The sequence below is a fragment of the Shewanella sp. c952 genome, from assembly GCF_019654975.1.
GTDB lineage: Bacteria > Pseudomonadota > Gammaproteobacteria > Enterobacterales > Shewanellaceae > Shewanella.
In genome coordinates, this window is record NZ_BPEW01000002.1 from 162573 (window position 1) to 185882 (window position 23310).

The following is a 23310-nucleotide window of genomic DNA, read 5'->3' on the forward strand; positions in this document are numbered from 1 at the left end:
TTATTACAGCTATTAATTCAATATAATGCCAAAAAGCGGTTTCAAACGTAATTTAACCACACTTATAGTGTGTGTAGATCACATAAAATCGATATTTATTGAGGCTTATGCCAGTTGTTAACAGATTCAGATCAGAATAATTACCTTCGCCCAACCAGAATCGACAAAAAATGACTAAAGTAGATCAATATATACAACGCAAAAAAAAGCCCGCTCAATGAGCGGGCAAGACATATTCAAGTTTTCTGATGGAAATTGGTTAGCGCGCTAGCGATAATCAATTGTAAATTTGGTCAATCTACAACTTGGTCTAAAAACATCTAATAGATGTCATAAGGGTGATGGAAACGTGCGACTTACTAGGTGGTTAGCCCTTGTAAGCCATGGCGTATATACCGCCACGCAAAACATCAGTGTTTAACCAAAAGCTTTGCGAATAAATAGTCGTGCTCTTTGTAAAAGACATAATCAATACTCCTAACTAAGTTGAATTCTAAATACTCTGCATGCTAATTGCGCCCCATCGTGGGTTAAGCAAAGCCAACTCGTCGCTCGATTCCTTGGAGAATTATCCATCCTGGATAGACTAGCTCGATTAGGCACCTGCCTAATCAACGGAAATCATTATATCTAAATGTAGTTTTATTACAACTATTTTTATTAAAAATAGCCAAAATAACCCTTGAACTGTAATTTTATTACTTAAAATCACATTAAAAAGCCGACTTTAGTGTCGGCTTTAACGGTTTAGCGTGTAAAACTTACTGACTATTCACCATGTAGTTAAATAACCCAACTAATGGCGTTGCTGTTGGGCTACCATATTGCGGATGACCTTCGGTCGCACTACCCGCGATATCTAAATGCGTATAAGCAATAGGTGTATCGCTATTTAAACCATGCTGGCTTAACCCTGATGCTTGGATTAAAAATGCGGCAGGGTATTGATGACCTCGGGCTGTCACCGATGAAGGTGCATTATTTGATGACAACATGTCTGCTGCTGCTGATGGATCAATAATCTTACTAAAGTCATCTCGGCGCAATTGGCTAACCTCTATTGGCTCTCCCCAAATAGCCGCTTGTTGCTGAATACTATCGGCAACGTTCGCCTGCTTAGCGACACTGTTTTCTACCGCGGCGGTATAACCACCAAAACAGCGCACCACGTGACCAGTTAACGTTGCCACAGAGTACATCTCAGGTTTTACTGCTGATTCCGCTTTAAGACGCAGATGCGACAGTAGATCCGCTAATACCAGTCGTCCTTCTGCGTCAGTATTACCAATACGCACACGTTTGCCTGCATGACTGGTAATGATTTCATCGGTCACAAATGCCTCACTACCAATACTGTTACGCACTAAGCCTAACTCAGCAACAATACGGATCCCTTTCGGTTTAAGCATACTAACGGTTTTTAGCAACCCAGCCACGGCTGCAGCGCCGCCCTTATCTCGACTCATGCCGGCCATACCACCAGCAATTTTTATATCTGCGCCGCCAGTGTCATAAACCACACCTTTACCAGCAAACATAAAGGTGCGTTCGATTTCGCCCTCACCGACATACTCTAGCTTAACCACTCGGGGTTGATGTCTCAGTACAGCAAAAGATGAACGGCCAACCGCGCTCAGTAGCGGATAATCACGCTCTAAAATATCTCGGTCCTCTACCACTGACATTGTTAAACCGCTATCTGCTAGTGCAGCCAAGCAGTAATCGGCAAATGCCGGTGCTGACATGCGCTCAGGCTCGGTACCACAAAGGTCACGTGCTAACACGCGTCCAGCCTCAATTGCCGTTAGTGTTGCAGCGTGGTGAGTATCGCTCAGTAAACCTATGCACTCTAATGCTTCATCTGCCCCACCCGCTTCGCGTAGTTCAAGCGCCTGCCATAACTCTTGTCCACACGCTAAAGCCGATACCTCGGCCGCTTTTTGATAACGAGACTCTCCGATACCATTCACTAGTAACAATGGTCGTTTAGCTCCCGCTTCTTTAGCGACTCGAATACCTTGGCGCGCCGCGTCAGCAAACACTCTTACATCTTCATACTCATCAGCAGCTTTGGTTACCGGCGCAATGACTAATCGGCCGCCCGCAATGCCTGGCGCAAACAATAGCGTTACCGATTTTCCGACTCGTTGGTCAACTTTCTGACCATGATTGGCCAGTAATGCCACTTCTTCAACCTTAATCGCATTGAGATCGGCAGCAACAACCACTAGTGCATCCCATCCATTACCTTCAAATATCGCCTCTTGAGAGGCTACATCAACATATTTAACTACAGCCATGACCCTTCCTTTTTATTTTTAATTGCTGGCATTATTATCCTATTGCGTGCAGATTACCAACGACTTCATCAAGCTTGAAATCTTCTATGGCAACTTCTGCTGACACTGATTATGTAAAGCGGAGTAACAGATTCTAAGACTATGGTAGAATGTTGCCATTTTCAGCCTCAAGCGCACCAGCGCAGTAGTGATAATCTCAAAATAGAGGAACTTTCTGTGACCGCACTAAACCAGCTACAACCACAAGCACTTTGGCAATGGTTCGAACAAATCTGTGCCATTCCACACCCTTCAAAACATGAGCAAGCCTTGAGTGAACACATTCAAGCTTGGGCTAAAGATAAGCAGCTGTCTGTTGTCGAAGATAAAGTCGGCAACCTTATTATCAAGAAAGCCGCAACAGCGGGCATGGAAGATCGTAAAACCGTCGTTCTGCAAGCGCATATCGATATGGTTCCACAAAAGAATGCTGATAAAGTGCATGACTTTGAAAAAGATCCCATCGATGCCTACGTTGAAGATGACTGGGTTAAGGCTCGTGGCACGACTCTTGGTGCCGATAACGGTATTGGCATGGCTTCAGCATTAGCGGTTCTTGGTGCTGATGATATTGTTCATGGCCCACTTGAAGTACTTCTGACTATTGATGAAGAAGCGGGTATGACCGGAGCATTCGGCTTAGAAGCTGGCATGCTTGAAGCAGAGATATTGATCAACACTGACTCTGAGCAAGAGGGTGAAATCTACATGGGCTGCGCAGGTGGCGTAGATGGCCAAATTAGCGTGCCTATGGTTTGGCAATCTCCAGAGCCGAGCAACTCGAGTTATACGCTATCGCTTGCTGGTCTAAAAGGTGGCCATTCAGGGGTGAACATCCATTTAGGTCGTGGTAATGCCAACAAGTTGCTGGCTAGATTCCTATTTGATCATAGCGATGAACTTGCGCTTGAGCTGACAAACTTCACTGGTGGTTCACTGCGTAACGCAATCCCACGTGAAGCACAAATTAGCTTTATGCTTCCTGCTGAAAATGTCACTCTACTGCAGAGTCGCATTAGCGAATTTCAAGCATTAGTACGCCAAGAATTAGCCATTGCAGACCCAGGCACAGAGCTAACGCTAACTGAAATACCTGCCGAAGCTAAAGTGATGAGTGAAGACTCACAGCAAATTTTGATCGATATTCTCAACGCTTGCCCTAACGGCGTAGTGCGCATGAGTGATGAAGTAGAAGGCGTAACTGAAACCTCGTTAAACGTTGGCGTTATCAGCACTGAAACTGATTCAGTGCAGGTACTTTGTCTTATTCGCTCACTGATTGATTCAGGTCGTGAAGAGATAGAAGGCGTACTAACCTCGTTAAGCAGCCTTGCAGGTGCTAACGTTGAGTTTAGCGGTGCATACCCAGGTTGGAAGCCTGACAATAGCTCACCTGTGATGGCAAGTGTGCGTGAGACTTATGAAGATATCTACAACAAAGAGCCGACAATCATGGTGATCCATGCAGGCCTTGAGTGTGGTTTATTTAAGAAGCCTTACCCAGAAATGGACATGGTTTCTATTGGCCCAACCATTCGCTACCCACATAGCCCTGATGAAAAAGTCAATATCACTACCGTTGGTCAGTACTGGAAACTATTACTGGCAGTACTTGAACGTACACCAGTGAAAGGTAGCTAATCGCTTATATTCAGTCCATTAAAAAGCCGCTTATGAGCGGTTTTTTTTTCCCTAAAAACCTAGATCCATTTGCGGCGGCGCTATCCCATCATGGCTGTCAACTTGGCTGTTTGAAGCGAGTCCCACTGATACCCCTAACAAACGAATACCGCGATCATGTTGCCGCTCCATCGCTTGCTCTAGCAGTTGATAAAACAGATTAACGGATATCTCATCACTACGATGTTCAATCGTTGTCTGCTTAAAATCTTCAAACTTGAGCTTAACCACCTGTTTATGGATAACGCGATCTTTTGCGCTACGGTTAACTCTTGCACCTAACTCTTGTATAAGCTGCGGCATCACCGCACGGCATTGCTCCAGTGTATGAATGTCTTTTGCCAATGTGGTTTCAACGCCCACAGACTTGCGTTCCCTGTTTGGGGATATTGCTCGGTTATCGATCCCTTTTGCCCTTTCTATCAATATTGCGCCAAATTTTCCAAATCGTTCTAACAGCTTGTTTTGTGGATAAGCCTGAATGTCTGCGCAGGTGTTCAAACCAAGATCGGTTAACTTTTTAGCGGTAACCTTACCGACACCGGGAATTTTGATTAACGGTAAGGTTTTTACAAACTCTGCAATTTGATCAGGCCTTATAAGGTACTGACCGTTGGGCTTATTTAAGTCTGAGGCTATCTTGGCAAGAAATTTAACCGGAGCAATGCCTGCTGATGCAGTCAGCCCTGTCTCAGTAAATATCTCTTCACGAATAGCTTTCGCCATCAACGTTGCAGAGCCTTGGCAGTGGTCGCTTTCAGTGACATCAAGGTAAGCTTCATCGAGCGACAATGGTTCTATCAAGTCGGTATAGCGCTCAAACACAGCTCTTATCTGACGAGAGACATCTTTATAGACCTGCATTCTGCCCGGTACCAATATAAGATCAGGACAAAGCTTAAGGGCATAACCCGATGCCATCGCCGAACGTACGCCAAATTTACGCGCTTCATAGTTACAAGTACTGATCACGCCGCGGCGATCACTCCTGCCACCCACCGCGATGGGTTTACCCTGTAACTCTGGAAAATCACGCATCTCTACAGCAGCGTAAAAGCAGTCCATATCGACATGAATTATTTTTTGCAATCTTAAGCCCTCCGTAGAGGATGATACTGTATATAAAAACAGTACTCAAGAGAAGTTAACTATGAGGCCACAACGAGCGTAATTTATCAGCTGTATTTATGCAGCAACAGATTACAAAAACGGAGCCAATTGGCTCCGTTTTAATGTGATCATTGATAACTAATCACTAGATTTTAAACTGCTTAATGTTACCAGACAGTGACTCTGTAACTTGAGCAAAGTCACCAAAGTTACGTGATAACTCCTCACTCGCTGCAAGGGAGTCATCGGACAGCGCTCTAACATTTTCAACATTGCACGCCACCTCTTCTGCGACCACTGCTTGCTGACCCACTGCAGCGGAGATCTCAATGGTTTGCTGTTGAATCGCTTCAATGGCGCCAGTAATGCTATCAAGTGCCACTTCAACTTTGCCGGTAAGTTCCTGACCGATATTGGCTTGCTCAACGCTTGCCTCCATCACTTGCTCAGCTTCATTGGCATTTTGTTGTAATGTTTGGATGATCTCTTGAATGTTAGCTGTAGAGTCTTGAGTACGTGATGCTAGCGTTCTTACCTCGTCGGCAACTACAGCAAAACCTCTGCCCTGCTCACCGGCTCTTGCAGCTTCAATCGCCGCATTAAGCGCTAATAGGTTAGTTTGCTCAGCAATACCTCGAATAACATTAAGTACTTCACCAATCTGTTCTGAACGAGTTCTTAACTGCTTTACAACCTTTGCCGCTTCAATCACTTGAGATGATAAAGACCGCATCCCTTGGCTCGCTTGCGCCACAATAGCGCCGCCTTCTACCGATTCAGTTTGCGCCTTATCGGCAAAGTCACTAGCACGTTGTGCACTCGCCGCCATCTCTTGACTCGTATGCGCCATCTCTGTTGCCGCCGTTGCTACAGAAGCGATCTCCTCTTTTTGCTGTGCTACAGAGTGAAGTGCACGTTCGCTGACTTCAGACGCAGCTGAAACACCATTTTCAACCTCTAGGGTTAAGTCGCGAGTTTCTTGCAGCATTCCCTGAACTTTTGCGGCAAAACGGTTAAATGCATCGCCGAGTTTACCAAGCTCGTCTTCTCTATCCATTTGGATCCGTTTAGCTAAATCACTGTCGCCTTCGGCAATATCTTCCATCGCGACGAGTAAACTATTGAGCTGCTTTCTAAACGGTAGCAGCATGCCCCAAACAGTAACGCCAACAAATAGCATGATCAAACATGAGAGAAGAATTGAATTAATAATAGCGTCAGTTACCGGCGCTTCAATGACCTCAGTGGGTAACATAAAGGCCAAATGCCACTTCTGCTCAGGGAAATCGCCACCAACCTCGACGAAGCTAACCCGTTGAGGCTGACCTTTGAAGGTAACCTCTGCAAAACCCAATGACTGTGACTGCATCTGCCTACTTAACGCGTTAAAGCCACGAGTATCTTTAAACTGACTATCGACTTTTGAAGCATCTGATCCTGGTGGAAATTTTTCAGTGAAACCAGGGAAATAAACCAACTTACCTGCATTGGTTACAAGAAAGGCTTGGCCCGCACCTTGATATTTAATTGGCGCTAACAGCTCGCTGCCGATGGTATCGATTAAAATATCCATCCCACCGATACCAATAAAGCGACCAGACTGATCTTTGACAACGGTTTTAACTGTTGCAGAAATTGAACCATCGTTGGCATCAACTGCTGGATCACCAACAAACATGCCATCTTGGTCTATGGCTTCTTGCCACCAAGGGCGTTTATTGGTGTAGTACTCGCTATCATTGTAGCGGCCGTTTAGGTCAAAATATTCAAAGGTATTGGCCGAGCCAAAAAAGACGGATTTGATATCACTGTCTTGATCGGAAAAAAACTTAAAGTATTCAACAATGGAATTGTATTGCTTATCGGACGATAGATCGCTTAAACGGTTATTATATTTAGCAAACCAAGCTAATACGGTTGGATCTGCAAACACCGCATGGATCAACTGTCCTTTTGCGACAAAGTAACTGCGAACCTCATTAGACTTGAGCTGAACAAGCCCCGTGAGATCACTATCAATTTGTTGACGTGTACTCGTGCTTTCATTCTTAACTAAGAACAATGCAACGATGGTAAACAGTACCGCCAAAGCGCCTACAATTGTCACGACCAGCTGCATACTTAGCGAGCGTTTAAACCCAAACATCCAATATTCCTTTGTTATTATATTTTTATAGGAATAATGAATTTAACAGAATTAGCACAAGATTAAAGTACAAAATTCAACATTTAACCGTCGGATTGTAAACAGAAAGTTACATCCATAGAGAGGCGTAGGTATCAACAGGGGATAGTTTCGATTGGCCGCAGCAACGCTAGATTATTTCGCTACCACTTCCATACAAGCATAGTGAAAGGCTCTAGAAGTAAGCTTCAATTATTGAAAAGAGTGACCAATACTAGAAAAGGGTAGTCAACATTGATAGTTCATCAGCAGAGAGAGCTGGCTGGCTACTATAACTCGTTTGTGGTGAAGAGTTACCTCTATTACCTGACTCGGCTAATTCAAGTTGCTGTTCAAGCTTTCTTATCTTAGAAAGAAGACGCTCAATTATCAGCTGGTTATCACTTTCATGAACGCTATTTTTTGCTGAAATAATCATAATCTCTCCTTGCTATTAATTAACCTTCAAAAAATCACACTTGCGCACTTTAAGGTTAGTACAAAAAACCAGCGCCGCAATCAATTTTGTGAATTATTTATACCTTTATTATAGTAATCCTCTTTAGCTGAATATTAGCTGTATAAACTCAGTCAAAATATAAGCAATTTCACTTTATAAGCATTGCAAAACGCCTTAAAAGCAAAGAGCACCGCCACGTTCAAAGTGAGGTGCTCAAGCAAATATGGCTACGCCGTGTTGACGCTGCAGAGTTAGCCAAACTGACTACATCTTACTCTGTAGGTAGTTCTGCAGGCCGACTTTATCAATCAGACCTAATTGCTTTTCTAGCCAGTACATATGATCAGCCTCAGTCTCCTCTAGCAATACCTCTAAGATCTCGCGGCTTTCGTAATCTCTTTTCTCTTCACACAGTGCAATGGCACTACGAAGGTTATCAGCCACTTGATACTCATAGGCTAAATCGTTCTTAAGCATCTGCTCAGTATCTTTACCAATATTGAGTGGTTCACGACTAGCGACGTCGGGAGTGCCCTCTAAAAAAAGAATACGCTGTACCAGCTTTTTAGCATGCTCACGCTCATCATCTGATTCGTGAGAAATCCTCTCATGCAGCTCGTTCAATCCCCAATCTTCATACATTAGGCCGTGAACAAAATACTGATCCATTGCTGACAACTCACCGGTAAGCAACTTATTAAGTGTGTCGATGACTTCTTTGTTACCTTTCATAATTGTCTCCGGTTAGTCCATTTTAGATTGTAAGTAGTTTTGAATACCTGTTAGTGAAATAAGCTCTAGCTGGGCTTCAAGCCAGTCTAAATGCTCCTCTTCATCTTCCAGCAGATCTTCCAAAATATCACGGCTAACGTAGTCAGCAGATTGTTCACACAGAGCAATAGCATCCCGCAGTAATACCAGTTCCTCTTCCAGCATCACTTTGTCGCATTCGAGCATCTCTTGGCTATGCTCTCCAATACGAATTTTGTCCAACTGTTGTAGATTCGGCAACCCTTCAAGAAACAAGATCCGTTCAATGATCTTGTCAGCATGCTTCATATCTTGAATAGATTTCTTGTACGCTTTTTCATCAAGCTCTCCAAGCCCCCAGTTTTTAAACATTCGAGCATGGAGGAAGTATTGGTTAATGGCTGTGAGCTCACTAGTCAGTACTTTGTTAAGTAGACTAATGACTTTGGGCTGTCCTTTCATTCTGTATTCCTTATCTGAAAATTGATCTATATCAATAAACACAGACTAGAACAAAAAACACACAAACACAAATTAACCTTTAGTTTCAGCTACTTAGTAAAGATAACCATTATCATTACTATTATAGTTATTAATTAGGCTCTGTTAGATTAAGGAGGTTTTTTTGAATGAAAATAACCTATTGCAAGGGCTGCAATTTGGATGAAAGCTATAAGTATTTAACAAGCTAGCAAAAATAGAACTAAAGAGTATTAGTCTTAACCATTATAGTGGTAAAAGATATAAAAAAGCCCCTTGGAAAGGGGCCTTAATAACAGGAAAACTGTAAAGCTAGATGATTCGGTTCTGCTCTAACTTTTCACGACGTTCCTGTTCAGCCATTCTGGCTTTACGCTTATCACATGGATCATCGCAATCACATGCTTTTTCAATTCCCAGTGCGCCTAGACCACCGCAGCTTCCTGCCACCTCTTTTTTCTTAATCAAATAACCGATCGACATTAAGAAGAAAAATGCTAGTAACACGACAAATGCCGCTATAAATGTGCTCATATTCGACTCCAACTACTGAGTAACGAAAGGTTTAAACGCTTCGCTATAGAAAACTTTAAAGCCATCATCCTGCTTTTCTATTAGCATTATCGCAAGATGCTCACGATTAGCAAGTTCTAGTGATGCCTGCGTCCCTAAAACCATCATTGCCGTAGCATAACCATCAGCCACCATCGACTCTTCATGTAACACTGTCACCGAGGCTAATCTATGATCAATCGGGTAACCGGTTCTCGGGTCAATAAGATGAGAAAAGCGCTGACCATCCTCTTCATAATAGTTACGATAATCGCCCGATGTCGCCATTGCCATGTTTTTAGGTGATATAACTTGCTGTACACCTGTGGCTGAATCTCCAGGTTGCTCTATCGCAATCACCCACAGTGATCCATCGGGTTTAGTGCCTCTTAGGCTTATCTCACCACCTATCTCGACTAAATAACCTTGAGGTTGATATTTGTCTAATAGCGCAGCAATTTTATCAACACCAAATCCTTTAGCAATCGAAGACAGATCAACATATAAGTCCGGGTTTTGCTTGCTTATTTTATTGCCTGACAACGATAAATACTCGATGCCAGTGCGACTTTCAGCCTCTGCAATAGCCTCTTTGCTAGGGATAGTCGTCGGACGCTTATCAGGCCCAAATCCCCATAAGTTAACCAAAGGACCTAAAGTAATATCAAGAGCACCATCAGTGATCTTGTATAACTCAATGCCTTCAGCAACGACTTTAGCGGTATCTGCCGATACTTCCATCTGCGCATTGCGAGTCATCTGGTTGAACAAAGACAGCTCAGAATTAGGACGGTAAGTTGACATTTGATCATTGACTTTCTCAAGTGCTAGATCAATTTCTGCTTGTAAGAGTTGAACATCTGGCAGTGACTCACTGCGCACAACTTTAATATGGTAAGTTGTGCCCATAGTGTTACCAGACAGTGAAATTATTTCAGCAGGTTTACCACATCCTGAAATAAAAAAGGCTAACCCAACAAGGGCCAGCCAGTTTACTAAGGTCTTAAACATATCGACCTAGATCTCCAATTAGAGAGAGGTTAGCCACCGAAGTCATCAAGTAAGATGTTTTCATCTTCGACACCAAGATCTTTAAGCATGCTAATAACAGCTGCGTTCATCATTGGTGGGCCACACATGTAGTATTCACAATCTTCTGGCGCTTCATGATCGCGTAAGTAGTTTTCGTACAATACGTTATGAATAAAGCCAGTGTATCCGTCCCAGTTATCTTCAGGCTGCGGATCAGACAATGCAACATGCCACTTAAAGTTCTCGTTATCAGCCGCTAAGCCATCAAAATCTTCTACATAGAACATTTCACGACTAGAACGTGCACCATACCAGAAGCTCATCTTACGCTTAGAGTTAAGACGCTTAAGTTGGTCGAAGATATGAGAGCGCATTGGCGCCATACCTGCACCACCGCCAACAAAGACCATTTCTGCATCGGTATCTTTTGCAAAGAACTCACCGAATGGGCCAGAAATTGTGACCTTATCGCCCGCTTTAAGGCTAAAGATGTACGAAGACATCTTACCACAAGGCAGAGATAGGTTACGTGGAGGTGGCGACGCAATACGTACGTTCAACATGATGATACCTTCCTCTAGAGGATAGTTCGCCATTGAATAAGCACGGATTGTTTCGTCGTCAACTTGAGACTCTAAGTTGAAGAAGCCAAAATGCTCCCAGTCACCACGGTACTCTGCAGGGATATCGTAATCTGCATATTTAACATGGTGCGCAGGTGCTTCAATCTGAATATAACCACCAGCACGGAAAGGTACTGAATCGCCATCAGGGATTTGAAGCTTAAGCTCTTTAATGAAGGTTGCTTTGCTATCGTTAGAGATAACTTCACATTCCCACTTCTTAACACCGAAGATCTCTTCTTCTAGTTCGATCTCCATATCAGCTTTAACATTTACCTGGCAAGATAAACGACAGCCCTCACGAGCCTCACCTTTGCTAATATGATCCATCTCAGTAGGGAGAATATCTCCACCACCAGACTTAACGTGTACTTTACACTGACCACAAGTACCACCACCGCCACATGCAGACGATACGAAAATACCGCTCTCTGCTAGTGCACCCAGTAGCTTGCCGCCTGCTGCAGTTTTAATTGCTTTACCAGCATCATCATTGATGCCGATGGTGACATCACCGCTTGGTACTAACTTTGATTTGGCGAATAAAATAACCAAAACCAAAACTAATACAATTGCAGTAAACATACTCACACCGAGATAGACATCGATTGGAGTAGATTCAAGAATACCCATTAACTTATCCTTAAAGGTTCAAATTAAGACGTCGCTATGGTGCCTCTTTACAGAGACACACCAGAGAACGACATGAAACCTAGAGCCATCAAACCAGCGGTAACAAAGGTAATACCTAAGCCGCGAAGCCCATCAGGAACATCAGCATATTTCAACTTCTCACGGATACCAGCCAGTAGCACAAGTGCTAACGCCCAACCGATACCAGAACCGACACCAAACACTAAGCTCTCAGTAAGGTTGTAATCACGCTCAACCATGAAAGAGACTGCACCGAAAATTGCACAGTTTACAGTGATAAGCGGTAGGAAGATCCCCAATGCGTTATATAGCGGTGGGAAATACTTATCCAATGCCATTTCAAGGATTTGAACCAACGCTGCAATAACACCAATAAAGGTGATGAACTTCAAGAAGCTCAAGTCAGCATCTGGCACACCAGCCCAAGCGAGTGCGCCTGGAGCAAGGATACCTTGATAGATAATTTGGTTAACAGGAACTGAAATTGCCAGTACCACGATAACAGCAACACCTAGACCCATAGCCGTTTTTACTTTCTTCGATACCGCTAAGAAAGTACACATACCAAGGAAAAAGGACAGCGCCATGTTTTCAATGAAAACAGAACGAATTAGCAGACTAATATAATGTTCCATTATGCTTATCCTTTTGCTTCTACTTGCTCTGGCTTCATCACACGAATAATCCAGATCAATGCACCGATCAGGAAGAACGCACTTGGAGGCAGTAGCAATAGGCCGTTAGGCTGATACCAGCCACCGTCTGAAATCTTGCTTAAGATTTCAATGCCGAACAATGAACCGTTACCAAACAATTCACGAACGAAGCCAACTGACAATAGGATTGCACCGTAGCCTAGACCATTACCAAGACCATCCATGAAACTCATCATCGGTGGAGTCTTCATCGCGAAAGCCTCAGCACGGCCCATCACGATACAGTTGGTAATAATCAAACCAACGAATACCGACAGCTGCTTAGCAACATCGTAAGCGTAAGCTTGTAGTACTTGGTCAACCACGATTACCAATGAAGCAATAATCGTCATCTGCACAATAATACGCACACTACTTGGAATGTGATTACGGATCATTGAGATAAACAGGTTAGACAGCGCAGTAACTGCTGTTAGTGCAATGGTCATTACCAATGCTGTTTCCATTTTACTGGTTACAGCAAGTGCACTACATACACCCAGAATTTGCAAAGCAATTGGGTTGTTACTAACGATAGGTCCAACTAGAACCTGTTTGAGTTCTTTAGCATCAGCCATTAGCTAAGCCCTCCATTGCGAGCTTTTTCGATAAAGCGAGCAAAGCCCTCTTCACCTAACCAGAATGTCAGAGAGTGCTGTACACCATTACTTGTTAGCGTGGCACCAGACAGTGCATCAACACCGTATGGAGACGCAGCAACAGTTGGGTTTTTAGTGACGCTAATAGCTAAGTCGCCATTGTCATCATACAACTTCTTGCCTGTCCACTTTGCAATCCACTGCGGGTTTTGCACTTCGCCACCTAGGCCTGGTGTTTCACCAGAACCAGTGAAGCTGTAGTAAACCAAGCTACGAATTGTATTTAGATCAGGTTCTACAGCAAGGAAAGCAAACATCGTTGACCACAATCCGTAACCTTTAACAGGAATAATCACTGTTTGTAGTTGCTGATTGTCATCACGAACAAGGTAAACCACAGCTTCATTTGCTACACGCTTAACCGACGCGATGTCGTTTTGCGGAACAAAAGAAGTTGCTGGAGTACGCGCAGCTTTTTCTGCATCAAAAGTATCTGCATCACCAGCAACAAAATCACCAGTTTTCAGATCAACAAGTTTAGCTTCAACATACTTATTGTATGTTTCAAGGATCTGCGCTTTCTCTACTTTGCCTTCTCTGGGATTAATCAGACCAGCAGCTTCAAGAATATACTTTTGCTTATCAAGTAATCTGTTTTCTTGCTGAGTTGGTTTCAATAATACTGCTGCCGTCGAAACGAACATTGAGCAGATGAAACACAAGCCAACAACAACAAATAGTGTTCTTCCGAACGAATCTTTATTACTAGCCACGAGCAATCCTCCGCTTGATATTCGACTGAACCACGAAATGGTCAAATAATGGAGCAAATAGGTTAGCGAACAAGATGGCCAACATCATACCTTCAGGGAAAGCAGGGTTGATAACACGAATAAAGACTGCCATAGCACCGATTAAGATACCGTAAGCCCATTTCGCATTATTAGTGAAAGACGCTGAAACAGGGTCTGTCGCCATAAACATCATACCGAACGCAAAGCCACCTAACACCAGATGCCAATACCAAGGCATTGCAAACATTGGGTTAGTGTCACTACCAATAAAGTTCAGAAGGTAAGAAACGGCAATCATACCCGCCATCACACCTGCCACGATGCGCCATGAAGCGATACGGGTATAGATGATAACAGCGCCACCAATCAAGATAGCTAAAGTAGATACTTCACCAACAGAACCAGGAATGAAGCCAAAGAAAGCATCCCACCAGTTCTGAGTTAAGCCGTACTCTAATGTGCCTTGTGCCGCTTGGCTCAGCGCCGTAGCACCAGAGAAACCATCTGCAACTACCCAAGTAGTATCACCAGACATATTTAGCGGATAAGCGAAGAATAGGAACGCACGACCAGCAAGAGCCGGGTTCAAGAAGTTACGACCTGTGCCACCAAATATCTCTTTCGCGACAACCACACCAAAGGTGATACCCAATGCAACCATCCATAAAGGAATTGTTGCCGGTAGTGTCAATGCGAAAAGAATCGAGGTAACAAAGAAACCTTCGTTAACTTCATGTCCACGTACTGATGCAAATAGTACTTCCCAAATACCACCGACAGCAAATGTCACGGCATATATGGGTAAGAACCAACAGGCGCCATACCACATTAATGCGGCGATACCTGAGTCTGCAGTCAATTCAGTACCAAACATACCGAACAAAGCAACCTGCCACGTATCAGGAGATGCAAGGCCTTGCAAAACTAGCGCGTCTTGTGCTTGCAAACCTACGTTATACATACCTACAAACATTGCAGGGAATACACAAGCCCAAACCGTAATCATCATACGCTTTAGGTCCAAGTTATCACGAACGTGGGTACGACCTTTGTTCACGTGACCTGGAGTATAGAAGACAGTATATGCGGCTTCAAAAATCGCATAAAACTTCTCATATTTACCGCCTTTTTCAAACTGCGGTTCAATATTTTCGAAAAATTGTTTTAAGCCCATTAGCCTTCCCTCACGATCGTATCTAAACAGTCACGTAGATATGACGCATAGTCATACTTACCAGGACATACGAAAGTACACAGTGCCAAATCTTCTTCATCCAACTCCAATGCACCTAATGTTGCAGCGCCATCGTAGTCACCTGAAACAAGGTCACGTAACAGCATAGTTGGGAGAATATCCAGCGGCATCACACGCTCATAGTTACCAATAGGTACCATTGCGCGATCTGAACCACCTGTGCTCGTTGTCATATTAAACAGACGAGAAGATGAAAGGTGTCCTAGGAATGCACGAGTGATAGAGAACTTATCGCTGCCAGGCATAGCCCAACCGAATAGCTCTTTCTCAGTGCCTTCTTCTAACAAGCTAACTTGATTATGGTAACGACCAAGGTAAGCATGAGGACCAATAGCATTACGTCCATTCAAAACTGAGCCAGAGATAACACGAACATTACCTTCACTTGCTTCATTTTGAGTCAACTCAGCCATTGCAGCACCGACAACAGTTCTAACTAATCGAGGCTTAACAGCTTTAGGACCCGCTACAGATACAACACGCTGAGTATGAAGCTCACCCGTTGTAAATAGCTGACCTATCGCGATAACGTCTTGATAGTTGATCTGCCACACAGTTCTATTAGCAGAAGCTGGTAGTAGGAAGTGAATATGCGTACCAGCCAAGCCTGCAGGGTGTGCCCCAGCAAACTCTTCAACTTGAGCATTTGCACTTGGAATATCAGCGCCAGGAGCCTTACAAAGGTAAACTTTACCTTCAGTTAACTTTGAAAGTAGCGTTAAACCATTCTCAAAATCAGCTTTATGCTCTGCAATCACCACAACAGGATCTGCTGCAAGTGGTTGAGTATCTATAGCGGTGACAAAAATACCGGCGGCGGTAGAATCTACTGCGGGTACTTTACTGAAAGGACGCGTTCGCAGAGCCGTCCACAATCCTGATTCGATCAGGTTGTCACGGACTTGCTGCGTTTCAACTGATTCTATTGCAGTGGCGTCATATTTAGCAAAAGAGATGTAGTCATCCCCTTCGACATTTATGACAACAGACTGCAGAACACGTTGAGCGCCCCGGTTAACTTCGGAAATTGTGCCACTGGCTAAAGCAGTATATTTCACGCCCAAATTCTTTTTATCTTCAAAAAGAACCTGACCTTTTTTAACTTTATCCCCTACCTTTATTTTCATGGTAGGACGTAAGCCAATATACTCTTCACCCAAAGTAGCTACGTGGTTGATGGCCGGGCCATCATGGATAACTTGCTCTGGCCCACCGACTAGGGGTAGGTCCAATCCTTTCTTTATTGTAATCATATCCACAAGCACTACGTTATGAAGGAAAGACAATGCGCCGCGTTCCTGCTAAACACACAAGTTTTAAACAAACCTTTTTTTCGTGTTGAGCTAGCGCAGATTTATCGCCGAAATGCGATCGCAATCACGCTGGTCGCGCGCATTTTACCCCAAATATCACAAGGTCGCCATGAAAAATGTGGGTGTTTTAAAAGGTTGCCGACGTTTTAATAACAAACCGCCCGAATTGATTAAATTTTTAAGTTTCAATTAACCTAGTACAATCACACAATAGCTATACTTATAAGTTACTTAGGGATAGGTCAGCTATTATTACCAATGTGACATTAGAATTAAATTAATAAGAATCAGCTTGAATGCGAGTGTTGAATATTTGAACAGAGCATTTTATCGGTCTTTGTCAATATGACCAAAGAATCAGGTAATTGCAGCGTGAAATATAGCCTTACATCAGAGTTTTTTTGATTTCAAGACTCGCTAAGTCGCTTAAATTTATCGAAAATATTTTACTAAAACACTGGTAATTAAGCTTTTACACAATTTACGATGCTAGTGACTTAAAACATAATGTCAGTTAAAAAAGGCTGCTGCTAATAGCAAATAAAAAAACGGCCTAAGCCGCTTCTTTTTTTACTATTAGCACAAAAGCCTCATTACAAACCGTTTAAGATCTCATCGCTCAAAGTAAGCTCATCGTTACGGTTCACATTTATACCTGCAGAGATGATACTGCGCGCAATCTCTTTTGCTTGTTCGAGAGAGTGCATCTCATAAGTACCGCACTGGTACTCATTCAACTCTGGGATTTCAGATTGTTCGACCACGGCGAGCACATCTTGCATCGCGGCCAGCCACGCATCAGCCACTTTAGACTCTGAAGGTGTGCCAATTAAGCTCATGTAAAAGCCTGTACGGCAGCCCATCGGTGAAATATCGATGATCTCAACATTGTCACCATTTAGGTGGTCACGCATAAAGCCAGCAAAAAGATGCTCAAGAGTATGAATGCCTCTTTCACTTAATATCTGTTTGTTGGGGACGCAAAAACGCAGATCAAACACTGTTATTGTATCGCCCTTAGGGGTAGACATAGACTTAGCAACACGAACTGCTGGTGCATTCATTCGAGTGTGGTCAACGGTAAAGCTATCTAATAACGGCATAATTAGTCTCCAATTGCGCTTTCTAATTGAGCATAGGTAGGTTACGGACAGAAGCGACTGTAACAATTTTTATTATAATCAGTGATACTTACCCAGCCCCACCTTGTAGTCAACATCAGCGTCATAAACTTTTTTCACTGACTTATCATCTATTTTTATAAGCACAAACTCACACAAGAATATGTTTCACGAGAACGTCACGAATTATCAGCTTAAAAGTAGAGTTTACAGCAGTAAATGAATGGCAGCTTGCGTTTAAAACAGCATCAAAATAACCCATTAACTCCTTATAGGTGAGCTATGACTTATTTGGGGGTAAAACGAAAAATCACAGCAATGCTGTGATTTTTAGTGCACGTGAAGCAAATACCTCTAGCCTTTACATTTAGGCGAAGCTGGTACAGCAGACTCTAGAGCCCACTCTTCAGGGGTAAAGGTATGCATAGACAATGCATGTAGTCCTTGAGCAAACTCTTCAGCAAGCGCCTCATTAACAGCACGATGACGACCTATAAGGCGTTTACCATCGAATTGGCTACTGCTAATAATCACTTTAAAGTGAGTTTCTGAGTTTGGCGGTACATGATGGTTATGACTTTCATTGATCACTTCTAAATGTGACGGTGAAAGTGCGGCGGTGAGTTTTTCGGTAATGATCTTTTCAACTGACATAACGAGGTTCTCAAATGGCATAAATCCGATTGCGGCAGGTTACTGCCATGAGCCGAAAAGATCAACTGTCAGCAAAATTACTGAGACTGCCCACCACTAAAATATAAGTTATCAGCAGGCCTACAATTGCCAATGGCCCAAACTTAAATAACACTCGCTCTTAAGCCTTCAGACACGCCTTCCAATAACTCTAATACACTGGCATTGCTGACCTCTATAGGCAGTAAAACGGTCAACTTAGAGGTAAACATTGTTTCGCCAATCACTGATACATGGACACGATTAAACTCCATATGTTCGATTGCCAAATCTAAATTGACTAACACATCAACTATATCTCGAGTCAGTCCTGGACGATCCTTGCAATCAACATTAAAATTTACCGCCCTTAAATTATGTAGATCAGCGCTATTAGAGGGTTCAAACATCAAGTTAAGTTTAGGAAACTGGCTTTTAAGCATTAGCTTTAACGGTTCAGCCTTTTCCTCTTCAATTGCTATCTTTAACAATGCCGCAAAATGATGATCAACTTTAATCACTTTACTGGTTATCCATTCGCCGCCGGATTCACGGGTCAGCTGGGCAAGCGCTTTAATCACGCCAGGAGTCACTTCGCCCAGTACGGTTGCTATATACATCTTTTTCATTGAAAACTCCTAACTGCAGCTAAAGCTTGAATGGAAAATTGTTGGCAAGTCAGCTATCTAGCACAGCAGAAAACACCCACTATGACAATCAGCCCCCTCGCGGCTATATCAAGCATAGAGTAAATATTTACCGTAAAGTGCGAACTGGATAGCAAAATCGAGCAAATTAGCATCACAAATCAAGATGCATGAAAGCCGACTATCAACTTTCTAAAAGTATAGTTAATTCTCGTTTGTTTCACTCGCATTCGCTTAGGCAGTGCATGCTCCCAGTGCTGCTGCATTGGCCAGTGCATAATCAATAGATCGCCACTATTTAAAGTTAGGACTGTTTTTTCTTTAGTCAGTTTATGCCGAATAAAAAACTCTCGACTGGCACCTATGGTTACCGAAGCAATATCACTACCGAACTCAATCTCTTTTTCATCATCACTGTGCCAGCCCATCGATTCAGTACCATCACGATAGCAGTTAACGAGTACACCGTTACTCACTAATGAATAATCTCGCATAAGCTTGAGCCTTAGCTTCTCGGCATATTTCGGCCAAGGCAGTGACTCAATAAAAAGTCCTGAGTAGTAATAATCGCAACCTTTATCGGCAAACCAAACTTGGCTACGTGGTATCGGATGGCTTTTACCATAAACGGTTAGTTCTGGGCGTGTCATTGGGTAGCTCTTAGCTTCAATTAACAAAGCCTGCTGCTGTGCTTTATTGAGATAGCCCCTTATTAATGTGTAGTGCATAGCAGCTTTATTGGCGGCTAACTCCTCCGGCATTTGATTTTTACTCGCGGTTGGCTGCAGAGGCGTCTGCTCATCAAAACCAAAGCCTTTTTGCTTCATGCCCCTCTCCTCTTCTACTCACTAAATCATTAACTGTATTGCTATCGAACTAACATATACCTAAGATCATAAATCTGCGATAATACGCGCCCTCTTTTATTAGGTACTTATTGGCATATGACGACACAATTTTCAGTATCGGGTATTGAACTCGAACTCTTCCGTTACCCTAGCAGACAAGAGTCGAATCTGCAGGCATGGGACGCTGCTGATGAGCACCTGATAAAACACTTAGTCGATAATGAGCAGAAAGCCGTTAATAGCGCCATTATAAACGATAGCTTCGGTGCGTTAACCGCGGGCTTGTTATCAATCGCTGCAGACTGGCCGCTTACGCTTGAAACTGATGCTAAAACCAGTTTGTTAGGCACAACTCAAAACTTAACCCGTAACCAGTTAAATGACGCTAGCCTTAGCTGGGTTAATAGCCGTGATGAATTGCCACAAGGTATCGAGCTGGTATTGATGAAACTGCCTAAGAACCTTAATTACTTTAGCCACCAGCTAAAGAGGTTATCGCAAGTTTTACCGGCTGGAACACCAGTGTTGATTGGCGCTAAAGCTAAATCAATCAATAAATCACTGCTTGAAACCATCGCTCGTCATCTGGGAGAAGCTAGTGCAAGCTTAACTTGGAAGAAAACCCGAGTGATTACCTGTATCGCAGATGGTAAGCCGCGCCCATTACCGACAACCACCAATTGGTTAGTCCCTGAGTGTAATTTGCAAATCACCAACCTAAGTAATGTATTTGCCGCGAATAAACTTGATATTGGCGCCCGCATCATGCTCGATAACATGCCAAAAGGTGAGTTTAAATCAATCGTCGATTTGGGCTGTGGTAACGGAATTTTAGGTCTGCATGCCAAACAATGCTTTCCAGAAGCTTATATCCACTTTATTGATGATTCTGAAATGGCAGTTGCTTCAGCAAAAGACAACTGGACGCTTAACAAGCTAGATAACCCTGAACTTGTCGGTGAACAAGCCACTTTTGCGTGGGATGATTGTTTAACCCATATGAATGAAGGCTTCCGTCCAGATCTGATACTGTGCAACCCGCCCTTTCACCAAGGTGAAGCGATTACCGATCATATTGCCTGGCAGATGTTCCTTGATGCATTTAGGCGCTTAAAGAATGGTGGGATTTTGCATGTTGTGGGCAATCGTCATTTGGCTTATCACATTAAGCTACAGCGTATTTTCAAAAACTGTACTACGGTAGCCTCAAATGGAAAATTTGTTATTTTGCAGGCACAGAAAATCAGTAAGAAAGCCCAAGATCCTGAAGTTGACGCCGACACAGCAATAGAACAGACATCAGAAATCCCGCATCCTCAAAGCGGGTTATACGGTAAGCCAAACAGTTAGATATACAGCAAGTTATAGAATAAAACGGTGAGCCATTAGCTCACCGTTTTCATTAGCGCTTAACAATCGGTATCAACTCGCTAGCCAGCTACTTCACTTCAGCCACGTCTTTGGAGTTATCACTCTCAGAGCCATCACCAGCATTCGGTTGCTGATTCGATTGAACCTCTGCAGTGGCTGGCGGTGCAAATAATACATTAAAGCGCTGTAATGGGCTTAAATTGGCACTAAATGCTTCTTTAAACATATCGCGCCACTCAGTAAAGGTCACCACTAAAGGGTTGAAGCTATTAATGGGTTTAGTAATACCGTACTCAACCGTTTCAACTTCTTTTTCAAATGTGCCAAACATACGGTCCCAAATGATAAGAATGCCGGCATAGTTTTTATCGATATATTGCGGATTACGACCATGATGTACTCGATGGTGAGACGGCGTATTAATCACCCACTCTAAGATCCCTAGGGATTTGACCGCTTGAGTATGGACAAAGAACTGCAGGCCAAGATTGAGCAGTACCACAAACACCACCCAGTTAGGATCGAAACCAACAACCACCAGTGGTACCCAAAAAATCCACATTCCCGCCAATGGATACATTAAGCTTTGTCTAAATGCGGTGCTGAAATTCATGTTCTCTGAGCTGTGATGCGCCACATGCGCCGCCCACATCCAACGAATACTATGACTCGCTCGATGGAACCAGTAGTAACAAAAATCCTGTGCAACCATCAGCGCCACAAACGTGGCTGCATTCATCTCAATATCAAATAGCCGCCAACCAAAAAATATCAGATACAACTTAGCAATAAGCAAGCCGGTAACAATATCGGTTAATTGATGCATCGCCGCTAAGCCAAAGTTGCACATCACTTCAGGCAAGTGATAACGGGCATTAAGTGGCAGCCTATTTTGCCTATCTCCAATATACCATTCCAACAAAATACAGACGAAAAAGATTGGCGCGAGCACCAAAAGTAGTACTTCCGGGTGTGAGATCAGTGAATTAAAATCCATCTTGTTATCCATTTCCTATAAATCCTTTTTCATTACCAACGAGCAAAGTGATCTTCAGTTAAGCCCAATACATTATCTAACTGATGTCTATTACCTAGATTATCAATGACATAGCCACTGTAATGGCCTAAATACTGCCTAAAGTTACTCTTTATCAACCAAAGGTTCAGTTTTTTCTGGCGGCAGTTAAGCGGGGTAAAATTGAGTTCAACTTGGCCATTGTCGGAATAGATCCGCCAACAACTTGCTTGCTGATTTTTTGTTATTTGGCGAGTGAAATCAAAATGAACCGCTCCCAGTAAATGCCGCTCACCATCAATCCAAAAGGCATTTTCATTACAGCCTGTCTCATTCACTCCCGCCGCAAGATTTAACCCAATACTGCCTGTGTCTGTTAGCGCATTAATACTTGCCCAGCGCCAACTGGTTTCCCGGCGCATAAAACCTGCGCTGAAATCATAGCCAGCAGTAACTCTTTGCAAGGGTTGTGGCTCGTGATTAATCACCAGCTTACCTTTTACCGTTAACGCATTATGTTTTTGAGTGTAAGTCCAGCCGCTGTACCCCGTTGGATTACACATCGCCATGGGCAAACTCAATGGCTCTGGTTGTAAAATCAGATCAGCGTCTATACCAAGGGTATTGAGCTTTACTCGCCACAGCCCCTGCTCAATATCAAACTGGATCTCGCCTTTTGCGCCTTTGATGCCGGCATTTCCTTGCATCGGAGATTCGGACATTTGATATCCCATGCCCAACGGTTTAAGCCAGCTAGCTTCAATTAAGCTATTTTTCTTAATGTCATACAGATAACAAAACGCACTTCCAACGTAACGGATGTCTGCAAGCGCAACCCCAATAATGTAATGGGGAGTCACAATACTGACAAACTGGAACTGCTTATAATCGAATCGATTTGCCCAGCTTGAAGCAGGTTTATCCATTTCATCAAAGTAGCGAAATTTATCCACGCCAAGTTCAGTAACTGGACCATCAAAGTGTCCATATACTGGCTGACCAGTATCATCAATAAGAGACTGCGGTGCCGCCAAACTTGTCAATATTTTAGGCGCCCATGGCACGCTAATAGAAGACATTAATAGACCATCCCTCTGAATACATTTGACCTTTTACTCTAACTGGAACTGACCTAG

At 43.3% G+C, this 23310-nt stretch carries 22 protein-coding genes; 2 read left to right on the forward strand and 20 right to left on the reverse strand.

Annotated features, from left to right (window positions below; translation table 11 throughout):
• Window positions 1–761: 761 nt before the first annotated feature.
• Window positions 762–2300: a leucyl aminopeptidase family protein gene (locus K5R16_RS02495; protein ID WP_220735975.1), complete on the reverse strand. Its 1539-nt coding sequence runs from the start codon at window positions 2298–2300 to the stop codon at window positions 762–764.
• A 216-nt stretch (window positions 2301–2516) separates the two neighbouring features.
• Here K5R16_RS02495 and K5R16_RS02500 point away from each other — a divergent pair, with 216 nt between their 5' ends.
• Entirely contained in the window at window positions 2517–3980 is a 1464-nt protein-coding gene (locus K5R16_RS02500; RefSeq protein WP_220735976.1) for an aminoacyl-histidine dipeptidase, read from the forward strand.
• A 51-nt stretch (window positions 3981–4031) separates the two neighbouring features.
• Here the strand turns inward: K5R16_RS02500 and dinB are convergent, their stop codons facing one another.
• The 17 genes from dinB to K5R16_RS02585 all read right to left on the reverse strand — a co-directional run bounded on the left by dinB (window position 4032) and on the right by K5R16_RS02585 (window position 19767).
• On the reverse strand, window positions 4032–5108 hold the full coding sequence (gene dinB / locus K5R16_RS02505) for a DNA polymerase IV (RefSeq protein ID WP_220735977.1): 1077 nt from the start codon (window positions 5106–5108) through the stop codon (window positions 4032–4034).
• A 166-nt stretch (window positions 5109–5274) separates the two neighbouring features.
• Entirely contained in the window at window positions 5275–7275 is a 2001-nt protein-coding gene (locus tag K5R16_RS02510) for a methyl-accepting chemotaxis protein (protein WP_220735978.1), read from the reverse strand.
• Between the two features lie 253 nt (window positions 7276–7528).
• On the reverse strand, window positions 7529–7732 hold the full coding sequence (locus K5R16_RS02515) for a hypothetical protein (protein WP_220735979.1): 204 nt from the start codon (window positions 7730–7732) through the stop codon (window positions 7529–7531).
• Between the two features lie 285 nt (window positions 7733–8017).
• Complete coding sequence (gene bfr / locus K5R16_RS02520) at window positions 8018–8485, reverse strand: bacterioferritin (protein ID WP_220735980.1); 468 nt, start codon at window positions 8483–8485, stop codon at window positions 8018–8020.
• A 12-nt stretch (window positions 8486–8497) separates the two neighbouring features.
• Complete coding sequence (gene bfr / locus K5R16_RS02525) at window positions 8498–8965, reverse strand: bacterioferritin (RefSeq protein WP_220735981.1); 468 nt, start codon at window positions 8963–8965, stop codon at window positions 8498–8500.
• 330 nt (window positions 8966–9295) lie between these two features.
• The gene (gene nqrM, locus K5R16_RS02530; RefSeq protein ID WP_220735982.1) at window positions 9296–9517 is read right to left on the reverse strand and encodes a (Na+)-NQR maturation NqrM; all 222 of its coding nucleotides are present in this window, start codon (window positions 9515–9517) and stop codon (window positions 9296–9298) included.
• Between the two features lie 12 nt (window positions 9518–9529).
• Window positions 9530–10546: an FAD:protein FMN transferase gene (locus K5R16_RS02535; RefSeq protein WP_220735983.1), complete on the reverse strand. Its 1017-nt coding sequence runs from the start codon at window positions 10544–10546 to the stop codon at window positions 9530–9532.
• A gap of 29 nt (window positions 10547–10575) precedes the next feature.
• A complete protein-coding gene (gene nqrF / locus K5R16_RS02540) occupies window positions 10576–11823 on the reverse strand; it encodes an NADH:ubiquinone reductase (Na(+)-transporting) subunit F (RefSeq protein ID WP_220735984.1) in 1248 nt (415 codons plus the stop codon).
• A 47-nt stretch (window positions 11824–11870) separates the two neighbouring features.
• Window positions 11871–12479, reverse strand: coding sequence for an NADH:ubiquinone reductase (Na(+)-transporting) subunit E (gene nqrE, locus K5R16_RS02545; RefSeq protein WP_220735985.1), 609 nt, complete (start codon window positions 12477–12479; stop codon window positions 11871–11873).
• A 5-nt stretch (window positions 12480–12484) separates the two neighbouring features.
• Entirely contained in the window at window positions 12485–13117 is a 633-nt protein-coding gene (locus K5R16_RS02550) for an NADH:ubiquinone reductase (Na(+)-transporting) subunit D (RefSeq protein ID WP_220735986.1), read from the reverse strand.
• Window positions 13117–13911 (reverse strand): Na(+)-translocating NADH-quinone reductase subunit C, encoded by a 795-nt coding sequence (locus K5R16_RS02555; RefSeq protein ID WP_220735987.1) that lies wholly within the window; start codon window positions 13909–13911, stop codon window positions 13117–13119. The genes K5R16_RS02550 and K5R16_RS02555 overlap by 1 nt, the downstream gene beginning before the upstream one ends.
• Window positions 13904–15106 carry an NADH:ubiquinone reductase (Na(+)-transporting) subunit B gene (locus tag K5R16_RS02560; protein ID WP_220735988.1) on the reverse strand — a complete coding sequence of 401 codons (1203 nt, stop codon included), beginning with the start codon at window positions 15104–15106 and terminating at the stop codon, window positions 13904–13906. Before K5R16_RS02560 ends, K5R16_RS02555 begins: the two co-directional genes overlap by 8 nt.
• Window positions 15106–16440, reverse strand: a complete 1335-nt coding sequence (locus K5R16_RS02565) for a Na(+)-translocating NADH-quinone reductase subunit A (protein WP_220736089.1) — start codon at window positions 16438–16440, stop codon at window positions 15106–15108. The genes K5R16_RS02560 and K5R16_RS02565 overlap by 1 nt, the downstream gene beginning before the upstream one ends.
• Before the next feature lie 653 nt (window positions 16441–17093).
• Complete coding sequence (gene luxS, locus K5R16_RS02570; RefSeq protein WP_220735989.1) at window positions 17094–17603, reverse strand: S-ribosylhomocysteine lyase; 510 nt, start codon at window positions 17601–17603, stop codon at window positions 17094–17096.
• 372 nt (window positions 17604–17975) lie between these two features.
• The gene (locus tag K5R16_RS02575) at window positions 17976–18275 is read right to left on the reverse strand and encodes a BolA family transcriptional regulator (RefSeq protein WP_220735990.1); all 300 of its coding nucleotides are present in this window, start codon (window positions 18273–18275) and stop codon (window positions 17976–17978) included.
• A 143-nt stretch (window positions 18276–18418) separates the two neighbouring features.
• Window positions 18419–18922 carry an ACT domain-containing protein gene (locus tag K5R16_RS02580; RefSeq protein WP_220735991.1) on the reverse strand — a complete coding sequence of 168 codons (504 nt, stop codon included), beginning with the start codon at window positions 18920–18922 and terminating at the stop codon, window positions 18419–18421.
• Between the two features lie 179 nt (window positions 18923–19101).
• Window positions 19102–19767 (reverse strand): alpha-ketoglutarate-dependent dioxygenase AlkB, encoded by a 666-nt coding sequence (locus K5R16_RS02585; RefSeq protein ID WP_220735992.1) that lies wholly within the window; start codon window positions 19765–19767, stop codon window positions 19102–19104.
• Window positions 19768–19884: 117 nt separating this feature from the next.
• Between K5R16_RS02585 and K5R16_RS02590 the strand changes: the two genes are divergently transcribed.
• Window positions 19885–21138, forward strand: coding sequence for a methyltransferase (locus tag K5R16_RS02590; protein WP_220735993.1), 1254 nt, complete (start codon window positions 19885–19887; stop codon window positions 21136–21138).
• An 88-nt stretch (window positions 21139–21226) separates the two neighbouring features.
• Here the strand turns inward: K5R16_RS02590 and K5R16_RS02595 are convergent, their stop codons facing one another.
• The gene (locus K5R16_RS02595) at window positions 21227–22156 is read right to left on the reverse strand and encodes a sterol desaturase family protein (protein WP_259649756.1); all 930 of its coding nucleotides are present in this window, start codon (window positions 22154–22156) and stop codon (window positions 21227–21229) included.
• 32 nt (window positions 22157–22188) lie between these two features.
• Window positions 22189–23253: a DUF2804 domain-containing protein gene (locus K5R16_RS02600; RefSeq protein ID WP_220735994.1), complete on the reverse strand. Its 1065-nt coding sequence runs from the start codon at window positions 23251–23253 to the stop codon at window positions 22189–22191.
• Window positions 23254–23310 lie beyond the last annotated feature (57 nt).